A 24,627-nucleotide genomic window follows, 5' to 3' on the forward strand; every position below is an offset into this window, starting at 1 on the left:
GGCGCTCATGGGCCGGTTCAGGCGCCGCCGCCGGACGGGAGGACGATGCGGACGGTCGTGCCCTCCCCTGGCGGGCTCTGGACGGTGACCTGGCCGCGCAGCGCGCTGACGCGGTCGGTGAGGCCGGCGAGCCCGCCGCGCGGACCCGGAACGGCGCCGCCGACGCCGTCGTCGCGGACCTCGGCGGCGATCCCGTCCCGCCCCGGGCGGACGGCCAGGTGGATCGCGTCGGCCCTGGCGTGCTTAAGGGCGTTGGTGAGGGCCTCGCAGAGCGCGAAGTAGAGGGTCGACTCGATCTCCGGCGGGAACCGGCCGGCGGGCAGGTCGAGATGGACGGGCACGGCCGTGCGAGCGGCGACCAGCTCCATCGCCGGCCCCAGCCCCGCGTCGGCGAGGATCGCCGGATGCATGCCGCGGGCCAGCGCCTCCAGCTCGGCGACCGCCTCGGACAGCTCCCGGCGGCAGACGCGGGCCTGCTCCCGGGCCCGCGGGTCGGCCGCCGCGTCCTCCAGCAGTGCGAGCATCTCCTCCAGCGCGTGCAGCCGCTGCTGCGCGCTGTGCTTCAGGTCGGCGGCGAGCCGCTCGCGCTCGGCCGCCTGGACGCGCACCAGGCGCTCGCGCGCCTCGCGCGCCCGTTCGAGGTTGGCCTGCGCGGCGGCCTGGAGCCGGACGGTCTCCAGCGCGCGCCCGCCCGCCACCAGCGCCGCTTCGACGAGCGGCCCGTGGTCGCCGAGCGCGGCGGCGAGGTCGACGGTGGCGAGGGGCTCGCCGCCGGACGTGCGCACCTCGTGCCGCCAGCGCCCGGCCGCGCCCCCGGGGGCGTCGCGCATGCGCCGGCCGTCCACGTCGACGTAGCCGCCCTCCGCCCACATCCACAGGTCCAGGGCGCCGTCACCCAGGACGTCGCGGAGCGCGTCGCGGACGCGCGCGACCGAGAGGGGCGCGACGAGCAGGCGCTGCATCCGCTCGGCGACGGTCAGCTCGGCCAGCCGGGCGCGCAGCGCGGTGCCGAGGAACGCCAGCGGGAGCACCGTGGCGAAGACGCCCTGGAAGAGGTAGACGTCCAGCACGTCCGCCAGTTCCGCGTCGCTGCCGACGAGGCTGCTCTGCACCACCAGGGCACCGGTGACGCCGAACGCCACGGCGACCGCGACGGGGATCGTGAGCGCCCGGTCCAGCCGCCCGGTGCGCGGAAGACGGGCTACCAGGATCACCACCAGCGCGCCGGCGAGCACCGTCATCACGGCGGTCACGGCGTGCTGGACGCCGTGGAACGCCGCGTGCTCGGGACGCAACGCCGGCCAGGCCACCGAAGCCGCGAACCCGTTCCACTCCGGGCGGGACAGGGCGCACAGCAGCGCCTGCCCGCCGAACATGATCACGCCGGCGGCGGCGGTCCACAGCCGCGCGGCGGCGCCCTCCAGCCGCCCGGCCGGGTACAGCAGGACCCCGACGCCGATCGCGAAGAAGAACGCCGACTGGGCGAACACCGACACCAGCGGGGCAGCGCCGGTGTTCCAGGCCGCCGCCCAGGTGACGGCCCACGCCGCCGCGGCGGCGACGAACGCCGCGCCGGTGCCCCGGGCGGTGCGCCCCGCCGCGAACAGCCCGCCCGCGACGGCGAACCCGCCGCAGCACACGAGCGTGACCGCGGCGGCCGCGGGCTGGGCGCGCCAGTGCGGCCACCCGCAGGCCAGCGCGGCGGCCGCGACCGCCGCGCCCGCGGCCAGCGCGCGGCGCACCCGGGCGCCGAGCCACGGCGGCCACCGGGGGAAGCGCCTCAACGCGATCCTTCCGTGTCGTCCCGGGAAACCACCGCTCGGGACGGGGGTTTTCCCGGATGTGCGCGCGGGGCGGCACCGGGGAGCATGAAAACGTGCCGGGACGGCCGCGTCGCGAACCCCTGCACGGGCCCGCGGCGCCTCACGGTGGCGTGCGGGGGCCACCACCGGAGTCACCTGACGCGACCGGACTCGCACGGTCAGTTTTCCAACCTCCGCCACGGAGCGCGAGGGTCCGTTACCCGATCGATGCGCGGAAAGCGGCCGCCCGCGAGGGCCGCGGGCCGCGGTGACCGGTACCGGTCAGCGGGTCTCGGCCGCGCGCAGCCAGGTCAGGACGGCGAGCACCCGCTTGTTGGTGTCCTGGGGGCCGGGCGGCCCGCCGGGCGAGGTGATCTTGAGCTTGCCGAAGATGGCGCGCACGTGGTCCTCGACGGTGCGGGCGGACAGGTGCAGCCGCCGGCCGATGCCGGCGTTGGAGTGCCCCTCCGCCATCAGCGACAGGACCTCCCGCTCGCGCCCCGACAGCCGGGACAGCTCCTGCTCGCGGTGCCGCGCCTCGACCAGCCTCGTCACCACGTCGGGGTCGATGACGACCTCGCCGCGGATGACCCGCTCCAGCGCCGAACGCAGGTTCTCCACGTCCGTGACGTGGTCCTTCAGCAGGTAGCCGACGCCGCGCGGCCTGCCGCGGAACAGCTCCATCGCCTGCGGGGTCTCGTTGAAGGCGGACAGGACGAGGACGCCGAGGCCGGGATGGCGCTCCAGCAGCCGGCGCGCCGCGACGACGCCCTCGTTGGTGAAGGTGGGCGGCATGTGCAGGTCGAGGATCACGGCGTCGGGCGGGTCGCCGTCGACGCGGGCGATCAGCTCCTCGCCCGAGCCGGCGGACGCCACGACGTCGATCCCGACGGTGGTGAGGAGGGTGACCAGTGCCTGCCGGAAGATCCCGCTGTCCTCCGCCACGGCTACTCGCATGGCAGGTCCATCCTTACCGTCATGCCCGCGCTGGGGCCGCCGCCGATTGCCATCTCGCCGCGCAGCGCCCTGATCCGGCCGGACGGACCGGCCAGTGCGGCGGCGGGATCGCCGGAGCGGGCGCCGTCGAGGCCGACCTCGGCGACCACCCGTCCGTCCTCCTCGCCGACCCGCACGAACACCCGGGTCGCACGCGCGCGGTCGACAGCGTACGACAGCGTCTCGCAAAGCGCCGTGTAAAGCGTGGACTCGACCTCGCGGGAGAACCGCCGCGAAGTGACCTCGAGCGCGACCCTGGTACCGAGCCGCTCGGCGACGACCTCCAGCGCCGGGCCGAGCCCGTCCTGGACGAGCAGCGCCGGCTGCACCTCGCGCGCCAGCGTCCGCAGCTCGGCGAGGGCCTGCTTCAGCTCGGCGCGGCAGGTGCGGGCGTGCTCCTTGACCGCCGGGTCGCCGGTGACGGCCTCCAGCGTGGCGAGCATCGCGCCGAGCGCCAGCAGCCGCTGCTGGGCGCCGTCGTGCAGGTCGCGGGCGAGGCGTTCGCGCTCGGCGGCCTCGGCCCGGACGAGCCTTCGGTAGGCGGCCCTGACCCGTTCGAGTCCCGCCTGCACTCCCGCCTGCAGCCGCGCGGTCTCCAGCGCCCGTCCGCCGGCGACGAGCGCGGCCTCCACGAGCGAGCCGTGGTCGCGCAGCGCGCCGCCGAGCTCGACGACGGCGAGCGGCTCCCCGGCGGCGCCGCGCACCCGGTGCCGCCACCGTCCCCCGTCATCCGCCGGGTCCTCCGCCGCCGGGCCGTCCGCGCCGCCGTCCCCCGGCTCCAGGTCGACGGGCCGCCCCGCGGTGTCGACGTAGGTCCGCTCCGTCGGCGCCCAGAACCACAGCTCCAGCGTCGGGTCGTGCAGGACCTCGCGCAGTGCGTCGCGGACGCGTTCGACCGACACCGGCGCGGTCAGCCGGAGCATCCGGCCCGCGACGGCCAGCTCGGCGATGCGGACCCGCAGCCCGGAGGCCAGCAGGGTGAGCGGGACGAGGACGACGATCGCGCCCTGGACCACGTAGACGTGCAGCAGGTCGTCCAGCGGGATCGACGCCTCCATGGTGGGCTTCTGCGTGAGGGCCGCCGAGATGCCGACGAACCCGATCGCGATCGTGACGGGGAGCGCGAGCAGGCGCCGCATCCGCCCCATGCGCGGCAGCCGCAGCAGGAGGACGAAGGCGAACGAGAAGGCGAGGAAGACGTAGAGCGCGGCGGAGACCTTCAGGACGGCCTCGAACGTGCCCAGGTCCGGGTAGAGGGCGGGCCACCACACCGACTCGCCCCGGAACGCGGCCCATTCCGGCTCGGACGTCACCCACATCGCCGTGGGGCACCCCCACAGGACCAGGCACGCCATGGCCGTCCAGATCCGGTCGCCCAGGTACTCCAAGCGCCCGCCCGGGTAGAGCAGGACGCCGACGGCGAGCGCGAGGTAGAAGTCGGCCTGCGCGTACGGCGACATGATGGGCCCGAAGGTCGCGTCCCAGCTCGCCGCCCAGTTGACCGCCCAGCACACCGAGGCGGCCGCGAACAGCAGGCCGGTGCGGCGGGTGCGCGGCCCGGTCGCCAGCAGCACGCCCACCACGGCGATGGCCGCGCAGCTCACCAGCGTGATCGCGGCGGCGACCGGGTGGCCGCGCCAGTACGGCCAGCCCGCGACGAGCGCCAGCCCCGCGACCGCCGCCCCGGCGACGAGGGCGCGCCTCGTCTCCGTCCCGAACCACGGCGGCGACCTGCGCCTACGGGGCGCGGAAATCACCACGACCATCCTTTCCACTCTGGGACCTCGGGCGGCGTCCCGCCACCGCGAACCCACGGGGCGCCGTTCCGTGCTTTCCCGGGCCGCGCGGCCCGCACGGGCATCCTCCCCGACTCCGGCCGCGCGGCCGGAGGGCGTTATCCCATCGATGCGCGGCGCGCCGCCGCCCGCGCGTTCAGTCGGGCAGGAGCGGCACCGAGTCGCCCTGGTCCCGGCCGAGCAGCACGGCGCGCGTGATGGCGGAGGGGCCGAACCGGTCCCGGACGCCGTCGACCGCGCCGTCCACCGCCATCGCCTGGTCGAAGGGCAGCGCGAGCTGGACGGCCCCGTCGTCGTGCAGGTTGCCGAGCGAGAGGCCGATGAGCGTCAGGCCGCGGTCGTCGATCATCGGCATGGCGGCGGCGAGCAGCCGCCGCGCCGCGCCGAGGACCGCGGGCGTCTCGGCGGTCGCCTGGGCCAGCGTGTGCGAGCGCGTGACCCGGGCGAAGTCGCCGAACCGGAGGCGGAGGGTGACCGTCCGGCACACGCGGCGGGCCTTGCGCAGCCTGCCGCCGAGCCGGTCGGCGAGCCCGACGAGCAGCGCGTCCAGCTCCGCCGCCGAGCGCCGGCGGCGCCCGAGCGCCCGCTGCGCCCCCATCGACCGCCGGCGCACGCCCGTCCGCACCGGGCGCGGGTCGCGGTTGTGCGCCAGCGCGTGCAGGTGGCGGCCCGCTCCCGGGCCGAGGATCGAGGCCAGCGTGGACTCCGGCATGCCGGCCACGTCCCCGACCGTCCTCACCCCGAACGCGGCGAGCTTGGCCGCGGTCGCGGGCCCCACGCCCCACAGCCGCCGCACCGGCAGCGGGCGCAGGAACTCCAGCTCGCCGTCCGGCGGCACCACCAGCAGCCCGTCCGGCTTGGCGACGCCGCTGGCGACCTTGGCGAGGAACTTGGTGCGCGCGACCCCGACCGTGATCGGGAGCCCGACCTCCTCGGCGATCTCGCGCCGCAGCCGGACCGCGACGTCCACCGCCGGGCGGCGCAGCCCGGCGGCGTCCAGGAACGCCTCGTCGATCGACAGGCCCTCCACCAGCGGCGTCGTGGCCCGGAACACCGCGAAGACCGCCCTGCTCGCCGCGGTGTAGGCGCTCATGCGCGGGGGGACGACGACGGCCCGCGGGCAGAGCCGGCGCGCCTGCCCGCCGCTCATCGCCGTCCGCACGCCGCAGGCCTTGGCCTCGTAGCTCGCCGCCAGCACCACGCCGCCTCCGACGATGACCGGCCGCCCCCGCAGAGCGGGATCGTCGCGCTGCTCGACCGACGCGTAGAACGCGTCCAGGTCGGCATGCAGGATCGTCGCACCACCGGACACGAACATATGTTCGCATGCCCGGGGTCCGGTGCGCGAGCGGGGGCGACGCCGGCAGACCGGCCGTCGCCGCTGGTGGCGGGCGCCTTGGACGTGCGGAGGGCCCGCCGCGGCGTGCGTCGCGACGGGCCCCGCGGGGATGGATCACTCGTTGAAGAGGCGGCCGTAGTCGGCCATGGCCAGGGCCACGTCCGCCTGGGCCCAGAACCGGTGGTAGTTGAACACCGGCACCGTGGAGCTCTGCCCGCTGGCGTAGGCCCACACGCGTGCGTAGTCGGGGTCGCTCTTGTAGAAGGAGCGGATGGACATGAACGTCGAGCTGGAGTTGATCGGGTCGCCGTTCGGCATCTTGCCGCTCCAGCCGGAGGGGATGTAGACCGGGTCGGCGACGCGCTTGTAGTCGGACTTGGACTCCTGGACGGAGACGCCCTTCGCGTCGGTGTGCTTCCAGATGGCGTCGAGCAGGTCCTTCGCGGTCTGCTTGGCGTCGGCGTCACCGGACTTGGCGGCGTAGTACGCCAGGGTCTTGGCGTACGCGGCGGCCACGCCGACGTCGTCGGTGTAGTCCTGCACCGAGACGTGCAGGCCCGTGTTGGCGGGCGGCGTCCCGGTGGAGGAGGACCAGTTCGCGTCGGGCTGCCCCGTCCACTTGAGGGTGGCCGGGATCTTGATGCCGCCCGTGGACGGGTCGACCGTCGTCTGCGACAGCGCCCAGGAGACCCACTTGTCGAGGATCGCCTTGGCGGACGCGTCGCCGGTGACCTGGTAGTACTCGGCCACGCGCTCCATCGACCACGCCTGGAAGCCGAACCACTGGTTGCTCGGCGGGTCGTGGTAGACCGGCTGCCAGTCGTAGGCCATGCCGAAGAACTCGGTCAGGCCGGCCGGGGGCGTGCTGTAGCTGCCCTCCCAGCTGTTGGTGACGCCGCCGGCGATCCCGCCCTCGGCCGACTGGAGCCACTTGTAGAGCTGGAGCTGGCGGGTGAGGCTCTTGCCCCAGTCGGCCTTGGCCGTCGCGCCCTTGGGCGCGAGCGCGGCGTCGTTCACCAGGGCGTAGGCGGCCAGGGGGTTCTGGTAGCCGAAGTGCGAGGCGCCGTCGCCGATGCGCCACGACCAGCCGGCGCTCGTGTCCGTCGCGCCGCCCCACGCGTAGTACCAGGACAGCAGGTAGTGCTCGCTGTCCTTGCCCGACCCGGCCGGGCAGGACGAGGGCGAGTGGCAGTCGCCGATCTTCTTGAAGTACTTGTCGAAGAACGAGTACCGCAGGTAGTCGCCCATCTTGCCGGCCTTGGCCACGGTGGACGAGACGTCGCCGGACTTGCCCTGGTCCTTGGCCCAGGCGTTCGCCCAGTACGCGGCCTGGATGGCGCGCGCGTCGGCGTCCGGCGCGTCGGTGAACTTCCACTGCCTGGCGTAGGAGGAGTCCTTGATGAACAGGTCGAGGTAGCCGTTGGTGCCGCCGAAGGCGAACTTGTCGCACGTCGGCTGCGGGACCGTCTCGAACACCGACTCCTGCGCTCCGCGCTGGTAGGTGTTGATGTAGGAGGGGCCGTTCGCGTTCGGGCCCTCCTCGCAGCCGCCGCCGGGCGTGTTGCCGTAGCCGTAGACGTTGTCCACGTCCTGCAGCCAGTGCATCCCGTAGATGTCGTCGGTGCCGTAGGCGGACTTCAGCTCGCTCGCGATCGGGTCCTGACCGACCGGCACGCCGCCGTCGATCTGCGACGGGTAGCCGCTCACGTCAGGATGCTCGGCGGCGTAGGTGGCGGGCTTGGATGCGTTGTAGAAGGAGTTCGTCGGCTGGTCCGCGTGCGTCGGGATCATGTACTTCTCCATCAGCGCCCAGGAGGCGTTGAAGGGGGCCCAGTTCTGCGTGACCTTGCCGTACATGGCCTCCAGCCAGATGAGGTAGCTGCAGGCCTCCGACGTCGTCTCGTGCCCGTGGTCGGGCGCCTCGACCATGAAGGTCTCCACCGAGTGGTACGGGATGCCCTCGGGGCTGAAGTAGCCGTTCGCCGGGTCCTTGATCTTGTTGTACTGGTCGAGGAACCGCTGGGTGTAGACGTCGCCGGAGGTCGCCACCTCGGTCGCGGTGACCTTGGCCGCCGTGTAGCCGGGCGCGGCGGAGGTGAACGTCGCCTGGCCGGTCCCGGAGGCGTCCGCGCTGATCGTCACGCTCTGGGCGGCGGACCAGTTCTGCGGCGTGAAGGTCAGCGTCCCGCCGCCGGTCACCGACAGGCCAGAGTTGCCCGCGGTCCGGGTCGTCGTCACGGTGACCGTGCCCGAGGGGGCCTCGGACAGCTTCACCGAGTACGTCGCCTTCGCGCCCTGCGCGACGGTCAGCGCGGTGGGGCTCGCCACCACGCTCGACGCGGCGGTCACGGTGACGCCCACCGGCGCGGACTCGGCCGTCGCGCCGCTGCTGTCGGTCACCCTGGCGTAGACCGAGTAGGAGCCGGCAGCACCGGGCGTCCAGTTCAGGCCGTACGGGGCGGTGGTGTCCGCCGCGCCGAGCGACCCGTCCTGGTCGAAGAACTCCACCTTGGACACGGTCGCGCCCGACCCGGCCGCCGCGGTGGCGGCGATCGGAACCGAGGCGCCCACCGAGTACGTCGAGCCGGCGGACGGGCTGGTCAGCGCAACCGTCGGGGCGGACGAACTCTGGTTGCACGGCGTGCCGTTGAGGCTGAACGCGGTGGGGTCGGTGTTCGTCCCGCTGTAGGTGAACTGCGCGCCGACGTTCACCGAGGCGCCGGAGGCGAGCGTGCGGTTCCAGCTCTCGTTCTCGACGGTGACCTGCTGTCCCGACTGCGACCACTTCGCCGACCAGCCGTTCGACAGCCTCTGGTTCCCCGAGTAGGAGTAGGTCAGCTTCCAGCCGTCGATCGCGTCGCCCTGGTTGGTGATGTCGATGCTCGCCGTGAACCCGTTGCCCCAGTCGTTCTTCTTGTAGACCACCTTGCACGCCGCGGCCGCGGCGTGCGCCGGGGCCATGACGCCGAGGCCGCCGCACAGCAGCGCCAGCATCGCGCCCACGGCCGTGGGCGCGCGCCATCGTTGACGTCTTCTCACCTGAGTTCCTTCCTGTCGCGCCCGGTGCCCGGGCATGGCGTGCCGCACCACCGGCGGAGCGCGGAGGTGGCGGTGACGTGGAGGACGGGGCCGCGTCAGCCCGGAGCCGTCAGCCCGACTCCCTGATGATCAACTTGGTGCGCAGCACGACGCCCCGCTCGGTGCTCGGCCTGCCGCCGGTGCAGGCGCGCAACTCGCGCGCCAGCCGGGCGCCGAGGTCCTCGGCCGGCTGCCGGACGGTCGTCAGCCGCGGGCGGACCTGCTGGGCGACCGGGGTGTCGTCGAAGCCGATGACCGCGACGTCGTCGGGGACGCGGCGGCCCGCCCGGCGCAGCGCGCCGAGCGCGCCGACCGCCATCTGGTCGGAGGCGGCGAGCACGGCGTCCACGTCGGGCCGGCGTTCCAGCAGGCGGCGCATCGCCCGCTCGCCGGACAGCCGGCCGAAGTCGCCCTGGCAGACCAGGCCGTTGACGCCCATCCCGGCCTCGCGCGCCGCGAGGCGGTAGCCGGCGAGCCGGTCGACGGCGGCGCCCGTGTCGGCGGGCCCCGCGATCGTGCCGATCCGGCGGCGGCCCGAGGCGAGCAGGTGCCGGACGGCGGCGTGCGCGCCGCCCCGGTTGTCGACGTCGACGTAGGGCAGCGCCACCTCGTCGAGAGGGCGGCCCGCGAGCACCACGGGAGCGCCCGCGGCGGCCTGGACGAGCGGGGCCACCTGGTCGCGGCGCGCGCCGACGAGCAGCACGCCCTCGGCGCGCCCGCCGCGCAGGTAGCCGGTGGTCGCCCGCCACTCGTCCGCCCGGCCGGCCATGAGGACGACGAGCGGCGCGCGGCCGCCGAGCCCGCGGCGAACGCCCCACAGCAGGCGAGCGTAGAAGGGGTCGCCGAGGACGCGGCAGCCGTCCTCGCAGACGACGGCGGCGATCGTGCCGGAGGACTCGCGGTCGGGGGAGCCGCTGCGGCGCCTGACGTAGCCGAGCCGCTCGACCGCCTCCTCGACCTGGAGGCGGGCCGCCCTGCTGACCCGCGCCGAGCCGTTCAGCACGCGGGACGCCGTGGCCGGCGAGACGCCGGCGAGCTCCGCGACGTGGGCGAGGGTGGGCGGGCGGGCGGGGAGGACGGGATCGTGCTGGGCGTGGGTGACGGTCACGCTTATGGCACTCCCTTCGGGGGTTCCCGGCCTTTCGAGGGGGTGGACCGGGTCGGGAGTTAGTGGGAGCGCTCCCAAGAATCCGATCGCGCGCCGATCGTGTCAAGGGCCGAGTGGAGAAGGAATTCCGGCCCGGTCATGCCCGCCCCTCACCGCGCGCGCAAGGCGCCGTGAAAATTCGTGAAAGGAATGGAACAGGGCTTCCGTGCCGCGTCCGGGGCGTTCTACGTTCACCGCAGTCCAGGAGTGGGAGCGCTCCCAAGCCGCAGCATCCGACGTGAAGCGGAGTTCCCATGAGATCGCTTTCCCCGCGCACCGCCGCGGTGGCCGGGCTGACCGGCGCGCTCTGCGCGGCGGGCTCGCTCGTCGCGGGCACCGGGTCCGCGCTCGGCGCGCCTCCCGCCCGCGCCGCCGTCGCCTGCGAGGTCGGCTACACCACGAACGACTGGGGCACCGGCTTCACGGCGGCCGTCACGATCACCAACCGGGGCCCGGCGATGGACGGCTGGACGCTGACGTACTCCTACGCCGGGAACCAGCACCTCGCGAACGGCTGGAACGGCCGGTGGACCCAGTCGGGCAGGACCGTCACGGTCGCCAACGAGAGCTGGAACGCGGCCCTCGCGACGGGCGCGTCCGTCGAGGCCGGCGCGCAGTTCACCTACAGCGGCACGAACGCCGCGCCCACCGGCTTCGCGCTGAACGGGACGGCCTGCGACGGCGGCGGCGAGCCGACCGGCCCCCCGACCACTCCCCCGCCGGGCGGGCCCGCGCCGAAGCTGAAGGTCTCCGGGAACACGTTCGTGGACGACGGCGGGAACGCCGTGCGCCTGCGCGGGGTGAACCGGTCCGGCGGCGAATTCGCGTGCGTCCAGGGCAACGGGATATGGGACGGCCCGATGGACGCGTCCTCCGTCGCCGCGATGAAGGGCTGGAATGTCAACGCCGTCCGGGTGCCCCTCAACTCCGACTGCTGGCTCGGCCTGGACGACGTCGATCCCGCCTACCGGGGAACCGCCTACCAGAACGCCGTCGGGAATTACGTGGCACTGCTCGAGGAGAACGGCATCACGCCCATCCTGGAACTGCACTGGAGCCACGGGTCGTGGACCGGCTACGACAGCCATTGCCAGACCGCCGCCGCGGAATGCCAGAAACCCATGCCCGACGCCCGGTACGCGCCCGAATTCTGGAAGCAGCTCGCGACCGCCTACAAGGGCGACACGGCCGTCGTGTTCGACCTGTTCAACGAGCCGTATCCGAACAACCTCCAAGTCATGGACTACGCGCAGTCGTGGAAGTGCTGGCGCGACGGCGGCGCGGCCTGCACGGGCCTGACCTACGAGGCGGCCGGAATGCAGGACCTCCTCGACGCCGTCCGCTCCACGGGGGCCCGGAACGTCGTCATGGCGGCGGGGAGCAGCTACTCCAACGACCTCGGCCAGTGGCTCGCGCAGAAGCCGTCCGACCCCACCGGGAACCTGGCGGCCGCCTGGCACTCCTACAACTTCAACTACTGCAAGGACGCGTCCTGCTGGGACCAGCAGCTCGCCCCCGTCGCGGCGCAGGTCCCGCTCGTCGCCGGCGAGATAGGCGAGAACACCTGCGGCCACTCCTACGTCGACACGCTGATGGCCTGGCTGGACTCGCACGGAGCCTCCTACCTCGGCTGGACGTGGAACACCTGGGACTGCTCGAGCGGCCCCTCCCTGATCAGCTCCTACGACGGCACGCCGACCGCGTACGGCGCCGGACTGCGCGACCACCTGCGGTCCGCTCCCTGACCCCACTGGCAGAAGCCCACCCCCACCAGATGGAGGAACCGGAATGAGACACCCCTCCGCGCGCGGCCGCCCTGCCGCCGCGCGCCGCGGCCTGGCGGCCGCGTCGGCGGCCGTCCTGCTCGCCTCGGGCACGGTCGCGCTGGCCCAGGCCCAGGCCAGCGCGGCCGCCGGCTGCAAGGTCGACTACACCACCAACGACTGGGGCACGGGCTTCACCGCCTCCGTGACGGTCACCAATCTCGGCGATCCGATCACCAGCGGCTGGACGCTGGAGTGGGACTTCGCCGGCAACCAGCAGGTGACGTCGGGCTGGAACGGGACGTTCACGCAGTCCGGCAAGCACGTCACCGTGAAGAACCCGAGCTGGGCCCAGACGCTGGCGACCAACGCGACGGTCAACCCCGGCTTCCAGGGCACCTACTCCGGAAGCAACCAGGCCCCCGCCCAGTTCAAGCTCAACGGGACCGTCTGCACCGGGTCGACGGGCCCGACCGATCCCCCGACCGACCCGCCCACCGACCCGCCGCCGGGCAACCGTGTCGACAACCCCTACGCTGGGGTCAAGGCGTATGTGAACCCCGACTGGTCGGCCAAGGCCGCCGCGGAGCCCGGCGGCGGCGCGGTCGCGAACCAGCCGACCGGCGTGTGGCTGGACCGGGTCGCCGCGATCCAGGGCGCGGGCGGCGCCATGGGCCTGCGGGCCCATCTCGACAAGGCCCTCGACCAGGGCGCCGGGGTGATCCAGCTCGTCGTCTACGACCTGCCCGGACGCGACTGCTCCGCGCTGGCGTCCAACGGTGAGTTCGGGCCCGACGACCTGGACAAGTACAAGACGCAGTTCATCGACCCGATCGCGCAGATCCTCGGCGACGCCAAGTACGCCGGCCTGCGGATCGTGACGGTCGTGGAGATCGACTCGCTGCCCAACCTGATCACCAACACGGGGAGCCGGCCGACCGCCACCGAGGACTGCAACGTGATGAAGGCCAACGGCAACTACGAGAAGGGCGTCGCCTACGCGCTGCAGAAGCTCGGCGCCATCTCCAACGTCTACAACTACCTCGACGTCGGCCACCACGGCTGGATCGGCTGGGACGACAACTTCGGCCCGACCGCCCAGCTGCTCGCCACCGTCGCCCAGGCGTCCGGCTCGAAGAACAACGTCGCCGGGTTCATCACCAACACCGCCAACTACGGCGCTCTCCAGGAGCCGTACTTCACCATCAACGACACCGTGAACGGCACGTCGGTCCGGCAGTCGAAGTGGGTCGACTGGAACCGGTACGTCGACGAGCTGTCCTACGCGCAGGCGTTCCGCCAGGAGCTCGTCAAGGACGGCTTCGACCCGGGCATCGGGATGCTCGTCGACACGAGCCGCAACGGCTGGGGCGGCGCGAACCGCCCGACCGGCCCCGGCCCGAAGACCACCGTGGACGCCTACGTGGACGGCAGCCGGACCGACCGGCGCATCCACCTCGGCAACTGGTGCAACCAGGCGGGCGCGGGACTCGGCGAGCGCCCCAAGGCGGCCCCCGCGTCCGGCATCGACGCCTACGTGTGGATGAAGCCCCCGGGCGAGTCCGACGGCGCCAGCAAGGAGATCCCGAACGACGAGGGCAAGGGCTTCGACCGGATGTGCGACCCCACCTACACCGGCAACCCGCGTAACAACAAATGAGCGGCGCGCTGCCCGACGCCCCGCTGTCCGGGCACTGGTTCTCCGCCCAGTTCCAGGAACTGCTGAAGAACGCCAACCCGCCCGTCCGGTAACGGGCCATCAGGGATACGGCCCCGTGACACGCTCCTGTCACGGGGCCTCTTCCTGTCCAGGGGATCGTCCCCTCCTGCTCTGTCCCGCAAAGGAAGCGGCCCGCGGCGCCCCCTGCCGGGCGCCGCGGGCCGTGTCTCCGCTCGGCCTCAGGAGGTCATGCAGTGCGGTTCGAGCGCGGTGGGCGAGGTCGGCGCCTTCACGGTGAACCCGAACGTGGTGGACGCGCCCACGGCGAGGGAGCCGTTGTAGGCCGCGTTCTTGACCGTGACGTCCGGGCCCGACTGCGTGTAGCTCCCGTTCCACAGGCTGTCGACCGTCTCGCCGTTGGCGAAGGTGAAGTGGGCCATCCAGCCGGCGAGCGGGAGCGTGCCGGTGTTGGTGACGGTGATCTCGCCCTGGTAGCCGCCGTTCCAGGCGCCGAGGGAGCGGTATCCGGCCTTGCAGACCTTGCCGGGGTCGCCCGGCGGGTCGGTGGGCGGGTCGGTCGGGCCGCCGCCGTCCTCGCCGACGCCGGTGACCTCGCCGTTGCCGCCGTCGAAGACCACGTCGGAGCAGCCGTAGAACGTCTCGTTGCTGTCCGAGCGCTGCCACACGGTGTAGAGGAGGTGGCGGCCGCTCTTGCCGGACGGCAGCCTGGCGTTCCAGTGGTAGTAGGCGTCCTCGTTGCCGGGCGAGCCGACGCTCGGCGGGTCGGTGACGCTGTAGAACGGCTGGTCCTCCAGGTCGTCCCAGCTGAGCGGCCTGGTCGGGCTCCAGCTGTCCTTGGTGACGTAGGTGCGGAACGTCCCCGGGTGGGCCGCCCACTTGTTGTACCGGAACTCGATCTCGGCGCCCGAGGTCAGGTGCGTGACCGGCCAGTCGTCGCGGGCGAGGTCGTAGCCGCTGAAGTCGTAGACGACCGCGCCGCCGCTGCACAGGCTCCCGTCGGGGATGAAGCCGCGGGTGCGGCCGGCGCCGTCCGAGCGCAGGACGGCGAACCAGTTGTAGAGCGAGTTGGGCCCGCTCTTGGCGACCGCCGCCGCGCAGGCGGGGTTGTGCGGGACGATCTGCCCGGTCGGGGTCAGGCCGTCCTTCCAGCACAGGTAGGTGCGGCTGCCGGGCACCATCATCGCGCCGTGCGCGGACGCCGGCGCGGCCGTCAGCAGCGCACCGGCGATCATCGCGGGGCCGAGCACCGCCCCCGCGGCCAGTGCCCTTCGTCGTCGCTTGCCCATGTTCCTCCCGTCACCGGGCCGAGGAGAGTGCTGTCCAGCGGACGCTAACTCCGCCCGGCGGGGCCGGTGAACGGGCCTTTCAGGCTTTCATCGGCGCGGGGAGGGGCCCGGCCGGGCGCGCCGCGGGGGGACGGGGGCCGCGGCTCAGCCCTTCGTCGCGCCCGCGGTGAGCCCTCCGATCAGCTGGCGCTCGGCCACCGCGTAGAAGGCGACCGCGGGCACCATCGCCAGCACGATGTAGGCGATGACCAGCGCGTAGTTCGTCGAGTACTGCCCCTGGAACTGCTGGATGCCGACGGGGATCGTCTGCCATTTCGGGTCGGCCAGCACCAGGAGCGGGAGGAAGAAGTTGTTCCAGCTCGTGACGATGGCGAGGACCGACACGGTGCCGAGGGCGGGCCTCGCCATCGGCAGCAGGATGCGCCAGAAGAACCCGAAGCGGGTGCAGCCGTCCATGATGGCGGCCTCCTCGAGCTCCGCCGGGATCGTCCGGAAGAACGAGCGCAGGATGATGATCGTGATGGGCAGCGCGAACGCGGCCTGCGGCAGGATGATGCCGAGCGGGTTGTCCAGCAGGCCGAACGAGCGCAGCAGCACGAACAACGGGAGCACCGCCACGGCGGGCGGGAACATCAGGCCCGCCGCGAACAGCGTGAAGAAGAACTCCCGGCCCCGGAAGGCGTAGCGGGCGAACGCGAAGGCCGCCATCGCCGCGGCGGCTACGGTGAGCAGCGTGGTCGCCAGGGCGATCATCACGCTGTTGGCGATCTGCCGCCAGAAGTCGCCGGACGACAGGATGCCCGTGTAGTTCGACACCTTCCACGGCGAGGGCAGCCCGATCGGGTCCGTCGTGAGGTCGCCCGTGGTCTTGAAGCCGGAGACGACCGCGTACAGCAGCGGGACGACGATGAAGGAGCCGAGCACCCAGACCAGGGTGTGCCGGGACGCGCTCCGCGCGATGCCCGCCCTCATCGGCGGCCTCCCGCGGAGGTGACGGCGCCCTGCAGGTCGCGGCGCAGCGCGTAGCGCTGGTAGAGCAGGGAGAAGACCATGCTGATGAGGAACATGGCCACGCTGATCGCGCTCGCGTAGCCCATCTGGTACCGCTTGAATCCGAACTCGAACATGGTGACGGCCATCGTCTCCGTGGAATTCGTCGGCCCGCCGGTCGTGGTGACCCAAACGAGGTCGAACAGCTGGATCGAGCCGATGACGGACAGGAACACGCTGATCCGCAGCGTCGGCGCCAGGAGCGGCAGCGTGACGCTCCGGAACCGCCGCCACGGTCCGGCCCCGTCGATCGAGGCCGCCTCCAGGACCTCGGCGGGGATGCCCTGGAGACCGGCGAGGTAGATCATCATGTGGAAGCCGAAGTACTTCCAGGTCTGGACGGCGAACAGGGTGGGCAGCGCGGTGCTCGGGTCGGAGAACCACGTGCCGGCGAGGTTCCCGACGACCGGCAGCCCGCCGACGAGCCGGTCGGCGAGACCGGTCTCGGGGAGGAGGATGATGCCGAACAGGACGCCGGCGATCACCTCGGACAGGATGTAGGGCGCGAAGAAGACCGCCCGGTACACCGCGCGGCCGCGCATCCGCTGGTTCAGCAGCACGGCGGTGCCGAGCGCGATGGGCAGCTGGACGACGATCGCCAGCACGACCAGGACCAGGCCGCGCCACAGGTCGCCTCGGAAGACGGGGTCGCCGGCCAGCCTGCGGTAGTTTCCGAGCCCGGCGAAGTCCTCGGGGCGGCCGAAGCCTCCCCAGGTGAAGAAGCTCGTGTAGAACGCGACGCAGATCGGAATCAGCACGAAGAAGAGGAACAGCAGCAGCGCCGGCAGGAGGAACCAGGTGGCGGACATCCAGCCGCGCAGCCGCCGTCCGGCCGGCGCCCCGCGGGCCCCCTCGCGCGGGGCCCGCGGGGCGGAGCGCGGCCGGTCGTCGGCCATGGCGGGCAGAGTCATTCGCTCTTGGCCGCCTTGGTCACCTGCTGCGCCACCTGGTCCGGCGTCTTCTTGCCGCCGACGAGGGCGGCGACGCCGTCGTTGACCTCCTGCCCGACGGCGGGCGGGAAGGCCTGGTCCAGGTAGAGCTGGAACCCGCTGGAACCCGCGAGCGCCTGGGCGACCTGCTTGCGGTTCTCGTCGCCGAGCGCGCCCTCGGCGCCCTTGACGACCGGCATGAACGCGCCCGAGGAGACGAGCTTGCGCTCGTTCTCGGCGTTCATGAGGAACGTCAGGAAGTCCAGGGCCTCCTTGGGGGCCTTCTTGCTGAGCGAGTGCCCGTTGCCGCCGCCGAACACGTCGGTGACCGTGCCCTGGCCCCCGTCGACGGTCGGGAAGGGGAACCAGCCGAGGTCGTCGCCGATGCCCTTGCCGGAGGCGTCCTTCTGCACCGCCGGCGCCCACTGCCCCATCAGCTCCATGCCGGCCTTCCCCGCCCCCATGGTGGCGGCCTGGCCGCCCGGCGAGTCGTAGCCGGCGTTCTGGAACCCGCTCTGGAAGGGCTGCAGGTCGACCAGTTCCTTGAGGTGCTGGCCGGCCTGCACGAACGCCAGCGCGGTGAAGTCGTTGCTCTTGGCGGCCTGCTCCATGGCGCCCATGCCGCCGACGCGCATCGCCAGGTAGGCCCAGTAGTAGTGGCCGGGCCACTTGTCCTTGCCGGCCAGCGCGATGGGGGTGACCCCGGCGCCCTTGAGCTTGCGGACGGCGTCCAGGAACTCCGCCCAGGTCTTCGGGGGCTCCTTGATCCCGGCCTTCTCGAAGTGCCGCTTGTTGTACCAGAAGCCCACCATCCCCATGTCGTAGGGGATGGCGTAGGTCTTGCCGTCGAACTGGTACGGCTTCTGCGACACGGGCGTGATGGTGCCCAGCAGGCTCCCCCCGTCGGAGGTGAGGTCCTTGACCAGCCCCGCGTCGATCTGCTGCTTGAGCACGCCGCCGCCCCAGGTCACGAAGATGTCCGGCAGCTTCCCGGAGGCGACGAGCGCCGTCATCTTCGACTTGTAGGCGTCGTTCTCCAGGTTGGTGAGCTTGATCTTGACGTTCGGGTGCGTGGCCTCGTAGGCCTTGGCGATCTGCGGGTAGAGCGACTCGGACGGTTCGGTGGTCGCGATGTCCATCCACTCGACGGTCACCTTGCCGCCCCCCGACCCGGAGTCGCCGTCACCGCAGGCGGCGAGCATGGGCGCGGCCGTGGCCAGCACGGCGCCCGCGGAGACCGCGGTGAGGAAGGAACGGCGCGACAGTGGAATGCCCATGAGTGGCCTCCTGGATCGGGGGTGGGCTCGGCCTGGATCGGGTGGGACGGGACCGCCCGTTCGAAACTTTTCGAAATGCTTCGGGCTTGCCGTTGCCGTGGAACTCTAAGAAAGGCCCTTCCCAGGGTCAAGGCTTCAGCGACGAGTGACCTAAATGAAACGGTTGGGAACTCCGACACAGGGACTAGGAGCCAGCGAAACATTGCGATACTGTTCGCAATCGTTTCCTCGGGAGGAGTGAAGCGTGCCCGTGCGCACCACCGACGAGTTGCCGGACCCGCCGTCCCGGCCGACGCTGGCACTGATCGCGTCCGAGGCGGGGGTCTCCCCCGCCACGGTCTCCAAGGTCCTGAACGGCCGCAGCGACGTCGCCGCCGCCACCCGCGAGCGCGTGGAGGCGCTGCTGCGCCGCCACAAGTACCCGGGCCCCGGCGGGACCCGGCGCGCCCGCAGGTCGGGGCTGATCGACCTGGTCCTGGCCGGCCTGGACAGCCCGTGGGCGGTGGAGATCCTGCGCGGGGTGGAGGCCGAGTGCGCCGAGCACGGCACCGGCGTGGTGGTCTCGCTCGTGCGCGAGGACGACGCCCGCCCGCCGAGCTGGCAGAACCTGCCCGCCCTGCACCACAGCGACGGGGTGATCCTGGTGACGTCCCGGATGACCCGGCGCCAGCGCGAGCAGCTGGAGCGGGCCGGAGTCGGGCTCGTCCTGGTGGACCCGGTGAACCTCCCGGACAGCGGGATCGCCAGCGTCGGGGCCACCAACTGGGCGGGCGGGCTCGCCGCCACCGAGCACCTCATCGGGCTCGGCCACCGCCGCATCGCGATGATCGGCGGCCCCGCCGACATCCTGTGCACGAAGGCCCGCGAGGACGGCTACCGGACCGCGCTGGAGCGCGCCGGGATCGGGGTCGACAAGGACCTCGTCCGGTACGGCGACTTCCACCACCGGGGCGGCTACGCCCGGACCCGCGAACTGCTGTCGCTGGCCGAGCGGCCCACCGCGGTCTTCGCGGGCAGCGACGAGCAGGCCATGGGCGCCTACCAGGCGGCCCGCCTCGCCGGGCTGTCCATCCCCGAGGACCTGAGCGTCGTCGGCTTCGACGACCTGCCGACCTGCGAGTGGCTCTCGCCGCCGCTGACGACCGTCCGGCAGCCGCTGGAGGAGATGGGCCGCGTCGCGGCCCGCACCCTGCTCCAGCTGCTGGACGGACGGGCGCCGCTGGCCCCCCGCGTGGAGCTGGCCACCGACCTGCGCGTCCGCGCCTCCACGGCGCCGCCGCCCTCCCGCGTGAGGCCGGCCACCGACCTGCGCGTCCGCGCCTCCGCCACACCGCCGCCCCCACGCCTCGTCGTCCCACCCGGAGGAACGATGACCGAAGCCGCCCCGGCCCCGAGCACGACCAGCGGGCCCTGGCAGGACCGCGGACTGCCGGCCGCCGAGCGGGTCGCCGACCTGCTGGCCCGGATGACCCCCGAGGAGAAGGCGGGGCAGCTCGCCGGCTTCTGGGCGGTGCCCGCCGAACCGGGCGAACCCGTGGCGCCGATGGAGGACGACTCCCACGAGGCCGCCCCGGCCCTGGAGGACATCCTCGACCGCGGCCTCGGCCAGCTCACCCGCGTGTTCGGCACCGCGCCGGTCGCGGCGGCCGAGGGCGCCGCCCGGCTCCGCGAGCTGCAGGCCCTCGTCGCCGCGGGCAACCGGTTCGGCATCCCGGCGATCGCGCACGAGGAGTGCCTCAACGGCTTCATGACCTGGGGCGCCACGGTGTTCCCCAGCCCGCCCGCGTGGGGCGCGACCTTCGACCCCGAGCTGGTCGGCGAGATGGCCGCCGCGATCGGGGCGAGCATGCGGGCGGCCGGCGTCCACCAGGGCCTCGCGCCCGTGCTGGACGTCGTCCGCGACGCCCGCTGGGGCCGGACGGAGGAGTGCATCGGCGAGGACCCGTACCTCGTCGGGGTCCTCGGCACGGCCTACGTGAGGGCCCTGGAACGGTCCGGCATCGTCACCACGCTCAAGCACTTCGCCGGGTACTCCGCGTCCCGCGCCGGCCGGAACATGGCGCCGACGCCGATCGGCCCGCGCGAGTTCACCGACGTCGTGCTGGAGCCGTTCGTGATGGCGCTGCGCGACGGCGGCGCCCGCTCGGTCATGCACTCCTACACCGACATCGACGGGATGCCCGCCGCGGCCGACGAGCGCCTGCTGACGGGCCTGCTGCGCGAGGAGCTCGGCTTCACCGGCGTCGTCGTCGCCGACTACTTCGGCATCTCGTTCCTGGAGAGCCGGCACCGCGTGGCCGGGTCGCGCGGCGAGGCCGCCGCGCTCGCGCTGCGCGCCGGGATCGACATGGAGCTGCCGACCGTCCGCTGCTACGGCGAGCCGCTGATCGAGGCGGTCCGGCAGGGCGCGGTGCCCGGGGAGCTGCTCGACCGCGCCGCCGACCGGGTCCTGACGCTGAAGGCCGAGCTCGGCCTCCTGGACGGCGCCCCCGCCGGCGGCGACGGCGCGGAGCCGGACTTCGATCCCCCCGGGCACAGGGCCCTGGCGCGGCGCCTGGCCGAGCAGTCGGTCGTCCTGCTGGCGAACGACGGCGTGCTGCCGCTGCGCGACGGCTCCGGGGTGGTGCTGGCGGGGCCGCTGGCGGACGACCCGTTCGCGATGCTCGGCTGCTACACGTTCCCGAGCCATGTGGGCCGCCAGCACCCGGAGATGCCGCTCGGCGTGCCGATCCCCACGCTGGCGGACGCGCTGCGCGCCGATCTGCCCGGGGTTCGGGTCGCGGCCTCGGACGACGTGTTCGTGGCCGACGACGCCGACATCGAGGCGGCCGCCGCGGCGGCGCGCGACGCCGCGGTGTGCGTGCTCGCCCTCGGCGACCGCGCGGGGCTCTTCGGGCGCGGCACGTCCGGCGAGGGCTGCGACGCCGAGACGCTCGCGCTGCCCGGACGGCAGGCCGAGCTGGCCGCGGCGGTCCTGGACACCGGCACGCCCACGGTCATCGTGATGCTGAGCGGGCGGCCGTACGCGATCGAGTCCCTGGCGGACCGGGCCGCCGCCGTCGTGCAGGCGTTCTTCCCCGGCGAGGAGGGCGGCGGGGCCGTCGCGGGGGTCCTGTCGGGCCGGGTCGAGCCGTCGGGACGGATGCCGATCAGCGTCCCGCGCCGCGCGTCCGGCCCGCCGGTCACCTACCTGCGGTCGCTGATGGACGGCGGCCACGACTGGAGCGTGGTCGACCCCGTCCCGCTCTACCCGTTCGGCCACGGGCTGACCTGGACGTCGTTCGAGTACGGAGACCTGCGCGCGGACGAGCGGGCGGAGACCGACGGGACGGTGACGGTCAGCGCGGTCGTCCGGAACACCGGCGAGCGGGCCGGGACCGAGGTGGCGCAGCTGTACCTGTCCGACCCGGTCGCCTCGGTGGTGCGGCCGGCGCGCTGGCTCGCCGGGTGGGCCAGGATCCGGCTGGAGCCGGGCGAGGCCGCGCGGGTCGCGTTCCGCGTGCACGCCGACCGGACCTCCTTCACCGGCCCGGGCCTGCGGCGCATCGTCGAGCCGGGCGCGATCGAGGTCTCCGTGGGCGGGTCGAGCGCCGACCTGCCGCTGCGCGCCTCGTTCACGCTCGAAGGGCCGGTCCGCGAACTCGGCCCGGACCGGGTCCTCACCGTGCCGGTGGAGGTGACGCCGCTGTGACCGCGTTCCGCAACCCCGTCCTGCCGGGCTGCCATCCCGACCCCACGGTCTGCCGCGTGGACGGAGACTTCTACCTCGTCACGTCGACCTTCGAGTGGTTCCCCGGGCTCCCGGTGTTCCACAGCCGCGACCTCGTGCACTGGCGCCAGGTGGGGCACGCGCTCGACCGTCCGGGCCAGCTGCCGCTGGACGGGGTCCCGTCGTCGGGCGGGCTCTACGCGCCGACCCTGCGCCACCAGGACGGGACCTTCTACCTGGTCTGCACGCTCGTGGACGGGACCCGGTGGTCCGGGCACTTCGTCATGACCGCCTCCGACCCGGCCGGGCCGTGGTCGGACGCGCACCGCCTCGACGGCGACGGCATCGACCCGTCGCTGTTCTTCGACGACGACGGCCGCGCGTGGTGCACCGGCACCCGGCCGACCGGACGCTACGAGGGCCACACCGAGATCTGGCTCCGCGAGTTCGACCCTGCGGCCCTCGCCCTGATCGGCGAGGAGCACGTGATCTGGGACGGGGCGGTGAAGGGGGCGATCTGGTCCGAGGGCTCCCACCTCTACAAGATCGGCGGCCGGTACGTCCTGCTCACGGCCGAGGGGGGCACCGCCCTCGACCATGCCGTGATGGTCGCCCGCGCCGACGCCGTCACCGGGCCCTACACGGGGAACCCGCGAAATCCGGTACTGACCCACCGCCACCTCGGGTCCGAGCATTCGATCGTCGGGGCGGGCCACGCCGACCTCGTGGACACGCCGGACGGCGAGTGGTGGATGGTCCTGCTCGCGATGCGCCCGCACCACCTCGACCGGTGCACCCTCGGCCGCGAGACCTTCCTGACCCCCGTCAACTGTGAGGACGGGTGGCCGGTGACCGGCGGGCGGATCGAGCCGAGCCACCCGGCCCCGTCGCTGCCGCCGCACCCGTGGCCGGCCGCGCCCGCCTGCGACCACTTCGACGGACCCGAGCTGGGCCCGGCCTGGAACATGCCGCGGACACCGCGCGAGCGCTGGTGGAGCCTCACGGAGCGCCCCGGCTTCCTGCGGCTGCGCGCACGCCCGGAGACGCTCGCGGACGCGGCCAACCCGTCCTTCGTCGGGCGGCGCCAGCAGCACCCCGACTTCGCCGCCTTCACCTCGCTCGACTTCGCGCCGGCCGGCGAGGAGGCGGCCGGGCTGGCCCTGGTCCAGAACGGCGACTTCCACGTCCTGCTGGTGTCGACGAGCCGGGGGCTTCGCCTGGTCAAGCGCGAGCAGGGGGTGGAGACCGCGCTCGCCGAGGCCCCCGCCGCGCCGGGTCCCGTCCGGCTGGGCTTCGAGGCGCACGGACGCTGGTACCAGGCGCTGCACGGCACCGCGCCGGGCGAGTGGGCGCCGCTCGGCGGCCCGGTGGACGGCGACCTCCTCAGCAGCCAGGTCGCGGGCGGGTTCACCGGCGTCTACATCGGCCTCTACGCCACGTCCGGCGGCAGGCCCGGCGGCGGCCACGCCGACTTCGACTGGTTCGAGTACCGGCCGCTCCTGGAGAGCACTCCCTAGAGGAGCAGCGCGGGGTCGGCGATCACCCGCTGCACGACCAGGCCCGCGGCGCCGAGGACCGCGGCGCCCTCGGCCAGGCCGGAGACCTCGACCGGCGGCACGCCGCGCCGCAGCGAGCCCGGCCCCGCCGCGAGGACGGCCTCCAGCGGGGGCCGGATCCAGGCGGCCAGCGGGGAGAACACCCCGCCGAGCACGACGGTGTCCGGGTCGATCAGGTTGACGACCGAGGCCAGGGCGCCGCCGAGCGCGCGGCCCGCCCGGGCCACCGCCTCCAGCGCCGCCGCGTCGCCGGCGTCCAGCCGTTCGACGAGCCCGCTCACCGACCCCCGCGGCCCGCCCGCGGGGCGCGTCGCGGCGAGACCCGCCGCGCGCAGCATCGCCTCCTGGCCGGCGACCTGCTCCAGGCAGCCGCGCCCGCCGCAGGAGCAGGCGGGGCCGGACGGGTCGGCGACCAGGTGCCCGAGCTCGCCGGCGAAACCGTGGGCGCCGCGGAACACCCGGCCGTCCACGACGATGCCGGCGCCGATCCCGATCTCCCCCGAGACGTGCACGAAGTCGCCGAACCGGGCGCCGCCCCCGAACCACAGCTCGCCGAGGGCCGCCAGGTTGGCCTCGTTGTCGTACTCGGCGGGCAGCGCCGTGGCCAGGCCCGGGGCGCCGGTGACGGGGACGTCCGTCCAGCCGAGGTTCGGGGCGTGCCGCACCACCCCGTTCTCGCGGTCGAGAAGGCCGGGCAGGGCGACCGCCGCGCCGGCCACGGTCAGGCCCTGCCCGGCCGCGGCGGCGACCGCCTCGCCCGCCAGCGCGGAGAGCGCGGCGAGCACGGCGCCGGGCTCGCGCCCGCGGTTGTCGGAGCTGACGACGTGCCGGTAGCGGACCTGCCTGGCGAGATCGAGGACGCAGGCGGCGAGGTAGTCGACGTTGACCTCCAGGCCGAGGCCCGCGGCGCCGTCGCCGTGGACGGACACGCCCACGCCGGGGCGGCCGCGCTCCCCCTCGTGCACCGGCGCGCCGTCGCGCACCAGGCCCGCGCCCTCCAGCAGGGAGACGAGGTTGGACACCGTCGTCTTGGTGAAGCCGGTGAGCTCGGCCAGGCGCGCCCGGGTCACGGGCTGGTGGCGGGCCACGTGCTCCAGGACGACGGCGAGGTTCCGCTCGCGCATCGTCGCGTGCCGGACGGGGGCGTTGGCGGACTTCGTCATGGATGAACCCTAAATGAATCGCGTGTATAGGCAGGTGGTGAGCCCTCTGCTACGT

General features: G+C 73.5%; 14 protein-coding genes and 1 pseudogene. 4 read left to right on the forward strand and 11 right to left on the reverse strand.

What is annotated here, in order from left to right:
* Positions 1–17: 17 nt before the first annotated feature.
* From FKD65_RS44025 to FKD65_RS04575, 6 genes are all read right to left on the reverse strand, one after another.
* A complete protein-coding gene (locus FKD65_RS44025; RefSeq protein ID WP_168220949.1) occupies positions 18–1,784 on the reverse strand; it encodes an ATP-binding protein in 1,767 nt (588 codons plus the stop codon).
* 300 nt (positions 1,785–2,084) lie between these two features.
* Complete coding sequence (locus tag FKD65_RS04555) at positions 2,085–2,759, reverse strand: response regulator transcription factor (protein WP_141576293.1); 675 nt, start codon at positions 2,757–2,759, stop codon at positions 2,085–2,087.
* Positions 2,750–4,564: a histidine kinase gene (locus FKD65_RS04560; RefSeq protein WP_141576294.1), complete on the reverse strand. Its 1,815-nt coding sequence runs from the start codon at positions 4,562–4,564 to the stop codon at positions 2,750–2,752. The genes FKD65_RS04555 and FKD65_RS04560 overlap by 10 nt, the downstream gene beginning before the upstream one ends.
* 166 nt (positions 4,565–4,730) lie before the next feature.
* Positions 4,731–5,906 (reverse strand): DNA polymerase IV, encoded by a 1,176-nt coding sequence (gene dinB / locus FKD65_RS04565; protein WP_240809963.1) that lies wholly within the window; start codon positions 5,904–5,906, stop codon positions 4,731–4,733.
* A gap of 141 nt (positions 5,907–6,047) precedes the next feature.
* Positions 6,048–8,972: a glycoside hydrolase family 48 protein gene (locus FKD65_RS04570; RefSeq protein ID WP_240809964.1), complete on the reverse strand. Its 2,925-nt coding sequence runs from the start codon at positions 8,970–8,972 to the stop codon at positions 6,048–6,050.
* Between the two features lie 109 nt (positions 8,973–9,081).
* Positions 9,082–10,119: a LacI family DNA-binding transcriptional regulator gene (locus tag FKD65_RS04575; protein ID WP_141576297.1), complete on the reverse strand. Its 1,038-nt coding sequence runs from the start codon at positions 10,117–10,119 to the stop codon at positions 9,082–9,084.
* A 293-nt stretch (positions 10,120–10,412) separates the two neighbouring features.
* Between FKD65_RS04575 and FKD65_RS04580 the strand changes: the two genes are divergently transcribed.
* A complete protein-coding gene (locus FKD65_RS04580; protein ID WP_141576298.1) occupies positions 10,413–11,903 on the forward strand; it encodes a cellulase family glycosylhydrolase in 1,491 nt (496 codons plus the stop codon).
* Positions 11,904–11,946: 43 nt separating this feature from the next.
* A pseudogene (locus FKD65_RS04585) lies at positions 11,947–13,673 on the forward strand (glycoside hydrolase family 6 protein).
* A gap of 147 nt (positions 13,674–13,820) precedes the next feature.
* On the opposite strand, the gene FKD65_RS04590 reads toward FKD65_RS04585, so the two are convergent.
* From FKD65_RS04590 to FKD65_RS04605, 4 genes are all read right to left on the reverse strand, one after another.
* Entirely contained in the window at positions 13,821–14,888 is a 1,068-nt protein-coding gene (locus tag FKD65_RS04590) for a lytic polysaccharide monooxygenase (RefSeq protein WP_141576299.1), read from the reverse strand.
* 144 nt (positions 14,889–15,032) lie between these two features.
* Positions 15,033–15,860: a carbohydrate ABC transporter permease gene (locus tag FKD65_RS04595; protein WP_141576300.1), complete on the reverse strand. Its 828-nt coding sequence runs from the start codon at positions 15,858–15,860 to the stop codon at positions 15,033–15,035.
* Complete coding sequence (locus FKD65_RS04600) at positions 15,857–16,849, reverse strand: carbohydrate ABC transporter permease (RefSeq protein ID WP_141576301.1); 993 nt, start codon at positions 16,847–16,849, stop codon at positions 15,857–15,859. The genes FKD65_RS04595 and FKD65_RS04600 overlap by 4 nt, the downstream gene beginning before the upstream one ends.
* Positions 16,846–18,144: an extracellular solute-binding protein gene (locus FKD65_RS04605; RefSeq protein WP_141576302.1), complete on the reverse strand. Its 1,299-nt coding sequence runs from the start codon at positions 18,142–18,144 to the stop codon at positions 16,846–16,848. Before FKD65_RS04605 ends, FKD65_RS04600 begins: the two co-directional genes overlap by 4 nt.
* A gap of 244 nt (positions 18,145–18,388) precedes the next feature.
* Here FKD65_RS04605 and FKD65_RS46545 point away from each other — a divergent pair, with 244 nt between their 5' ends.
* Positions 18,389–21,835, forward strand: coding sequence for a glycoside hydrolase family 3 N-terminal domain-containing protein (locus tag FKD65_RS46545; RefSeq protein ID WP_141576303.1), 3,447 nt, complete (start codon positions 18,389–18,391; stop codon positions 21,833–21,835).
* Positions 21,832–23,370: a glycoside hydrolase family 43 protein gene (locus FKD65_RS04615; RefSeq protein WP_141576304.1), complete on the forward strand. Its 1,539-nt coding sequence runs from the start codon at positions 21,832–21,834 to the stop codon at positions 23,368–23,370. The genes FKD65_RS46545 and FKD65_RS04615 overlap by 4 nt, the downstream gene beginning before the upstream one ends.
* Here the strand turns inward: FKD65_RS04615 and FKD65_RS04620 are convergent.
* Positions 23,367–24,572, reverse strand: a complete 1,206-nt coding sequence (locus tag FKD65_RS04620; protein ID WP_141576305.1) for an ROK family transcriptional regulator — start codon at positions 24,570–24,572, stop codon at positions 23,367–23,369. The genes FKD65_RS04615 and FKD65_RS04620 overlap by 4 nt on opposite strands.
* Positions 24,573–24,627: the final 55 nt, after the last annotated feature.

The sequence above is a fragment of the Actinomadura sp. WMMA1423 genome, assembly GCF_006547145.1.
Taxonomy (GTDB): domain Bacteria; phylum Actinomycetota; class Actinomycetes; order Streptosporangiales; family Streptosporangiaceae; genus Spirillospora.

Coding starts and splice junctions, on each gene's coding strand:
- FKD65_RS04555 (WP_141576293.1), bottom strand. CDS start 2,759: ATGCGAGTAGCCGTGGCGGAGGACAGCGGGATCTTCCGGCAGGCACTG.
- FKD65_RS04560 (WP_141576294.1), bottom strand. CDS start 4,564: ATGGTCGTGGTGATTTCCGCGCCCCGTAGGCGCAGGTCGCCGCCGTGG.
- FKD65_RS04595 (WP_141576300.1), bottom strand. CDS start 15,860: ATGAGGGCGGGCATCGCGCGGAGCGCGTCCCGGCACACCCTGGTCTGG.
- FKD65_RS04620 (WP_141576305.1), bottom strand. CDS start 24,572: ATGACGAAGTCCGCCAACGCCCCCGTCCGGCACGCGACGATGCGCGAG.
- FKD65_RS04600 (WP_141576301.1), bottom strand. CDS start 16,849: ATGACTCTGCCCGCCATGGCCGACGACCGGCCGCGCTCCGCCCCGCGG.
- FKD65_RS04590 (WP_141576299.1), bottom strand. CDS start 14,888: ATGGGCAAGCGACGACGAAGGGCACTGGCCGCGGGGGCGGTGCTCGGC.
- FKD65_RS04580 (WP_141576298.1), top strand. CDS start 10,413: ATGAGATCGCTTTCCCCGCGCACCGCCGCGGTGGCCGGGCTGACCGGC.
- FKD65_RS04605 (WP_141576302.1), bottom strand. CDS start 18,144: ATGGGCATTCCACTGTCGCGCCGTTCCTTCCTCACCGCGGTCTCCGCG.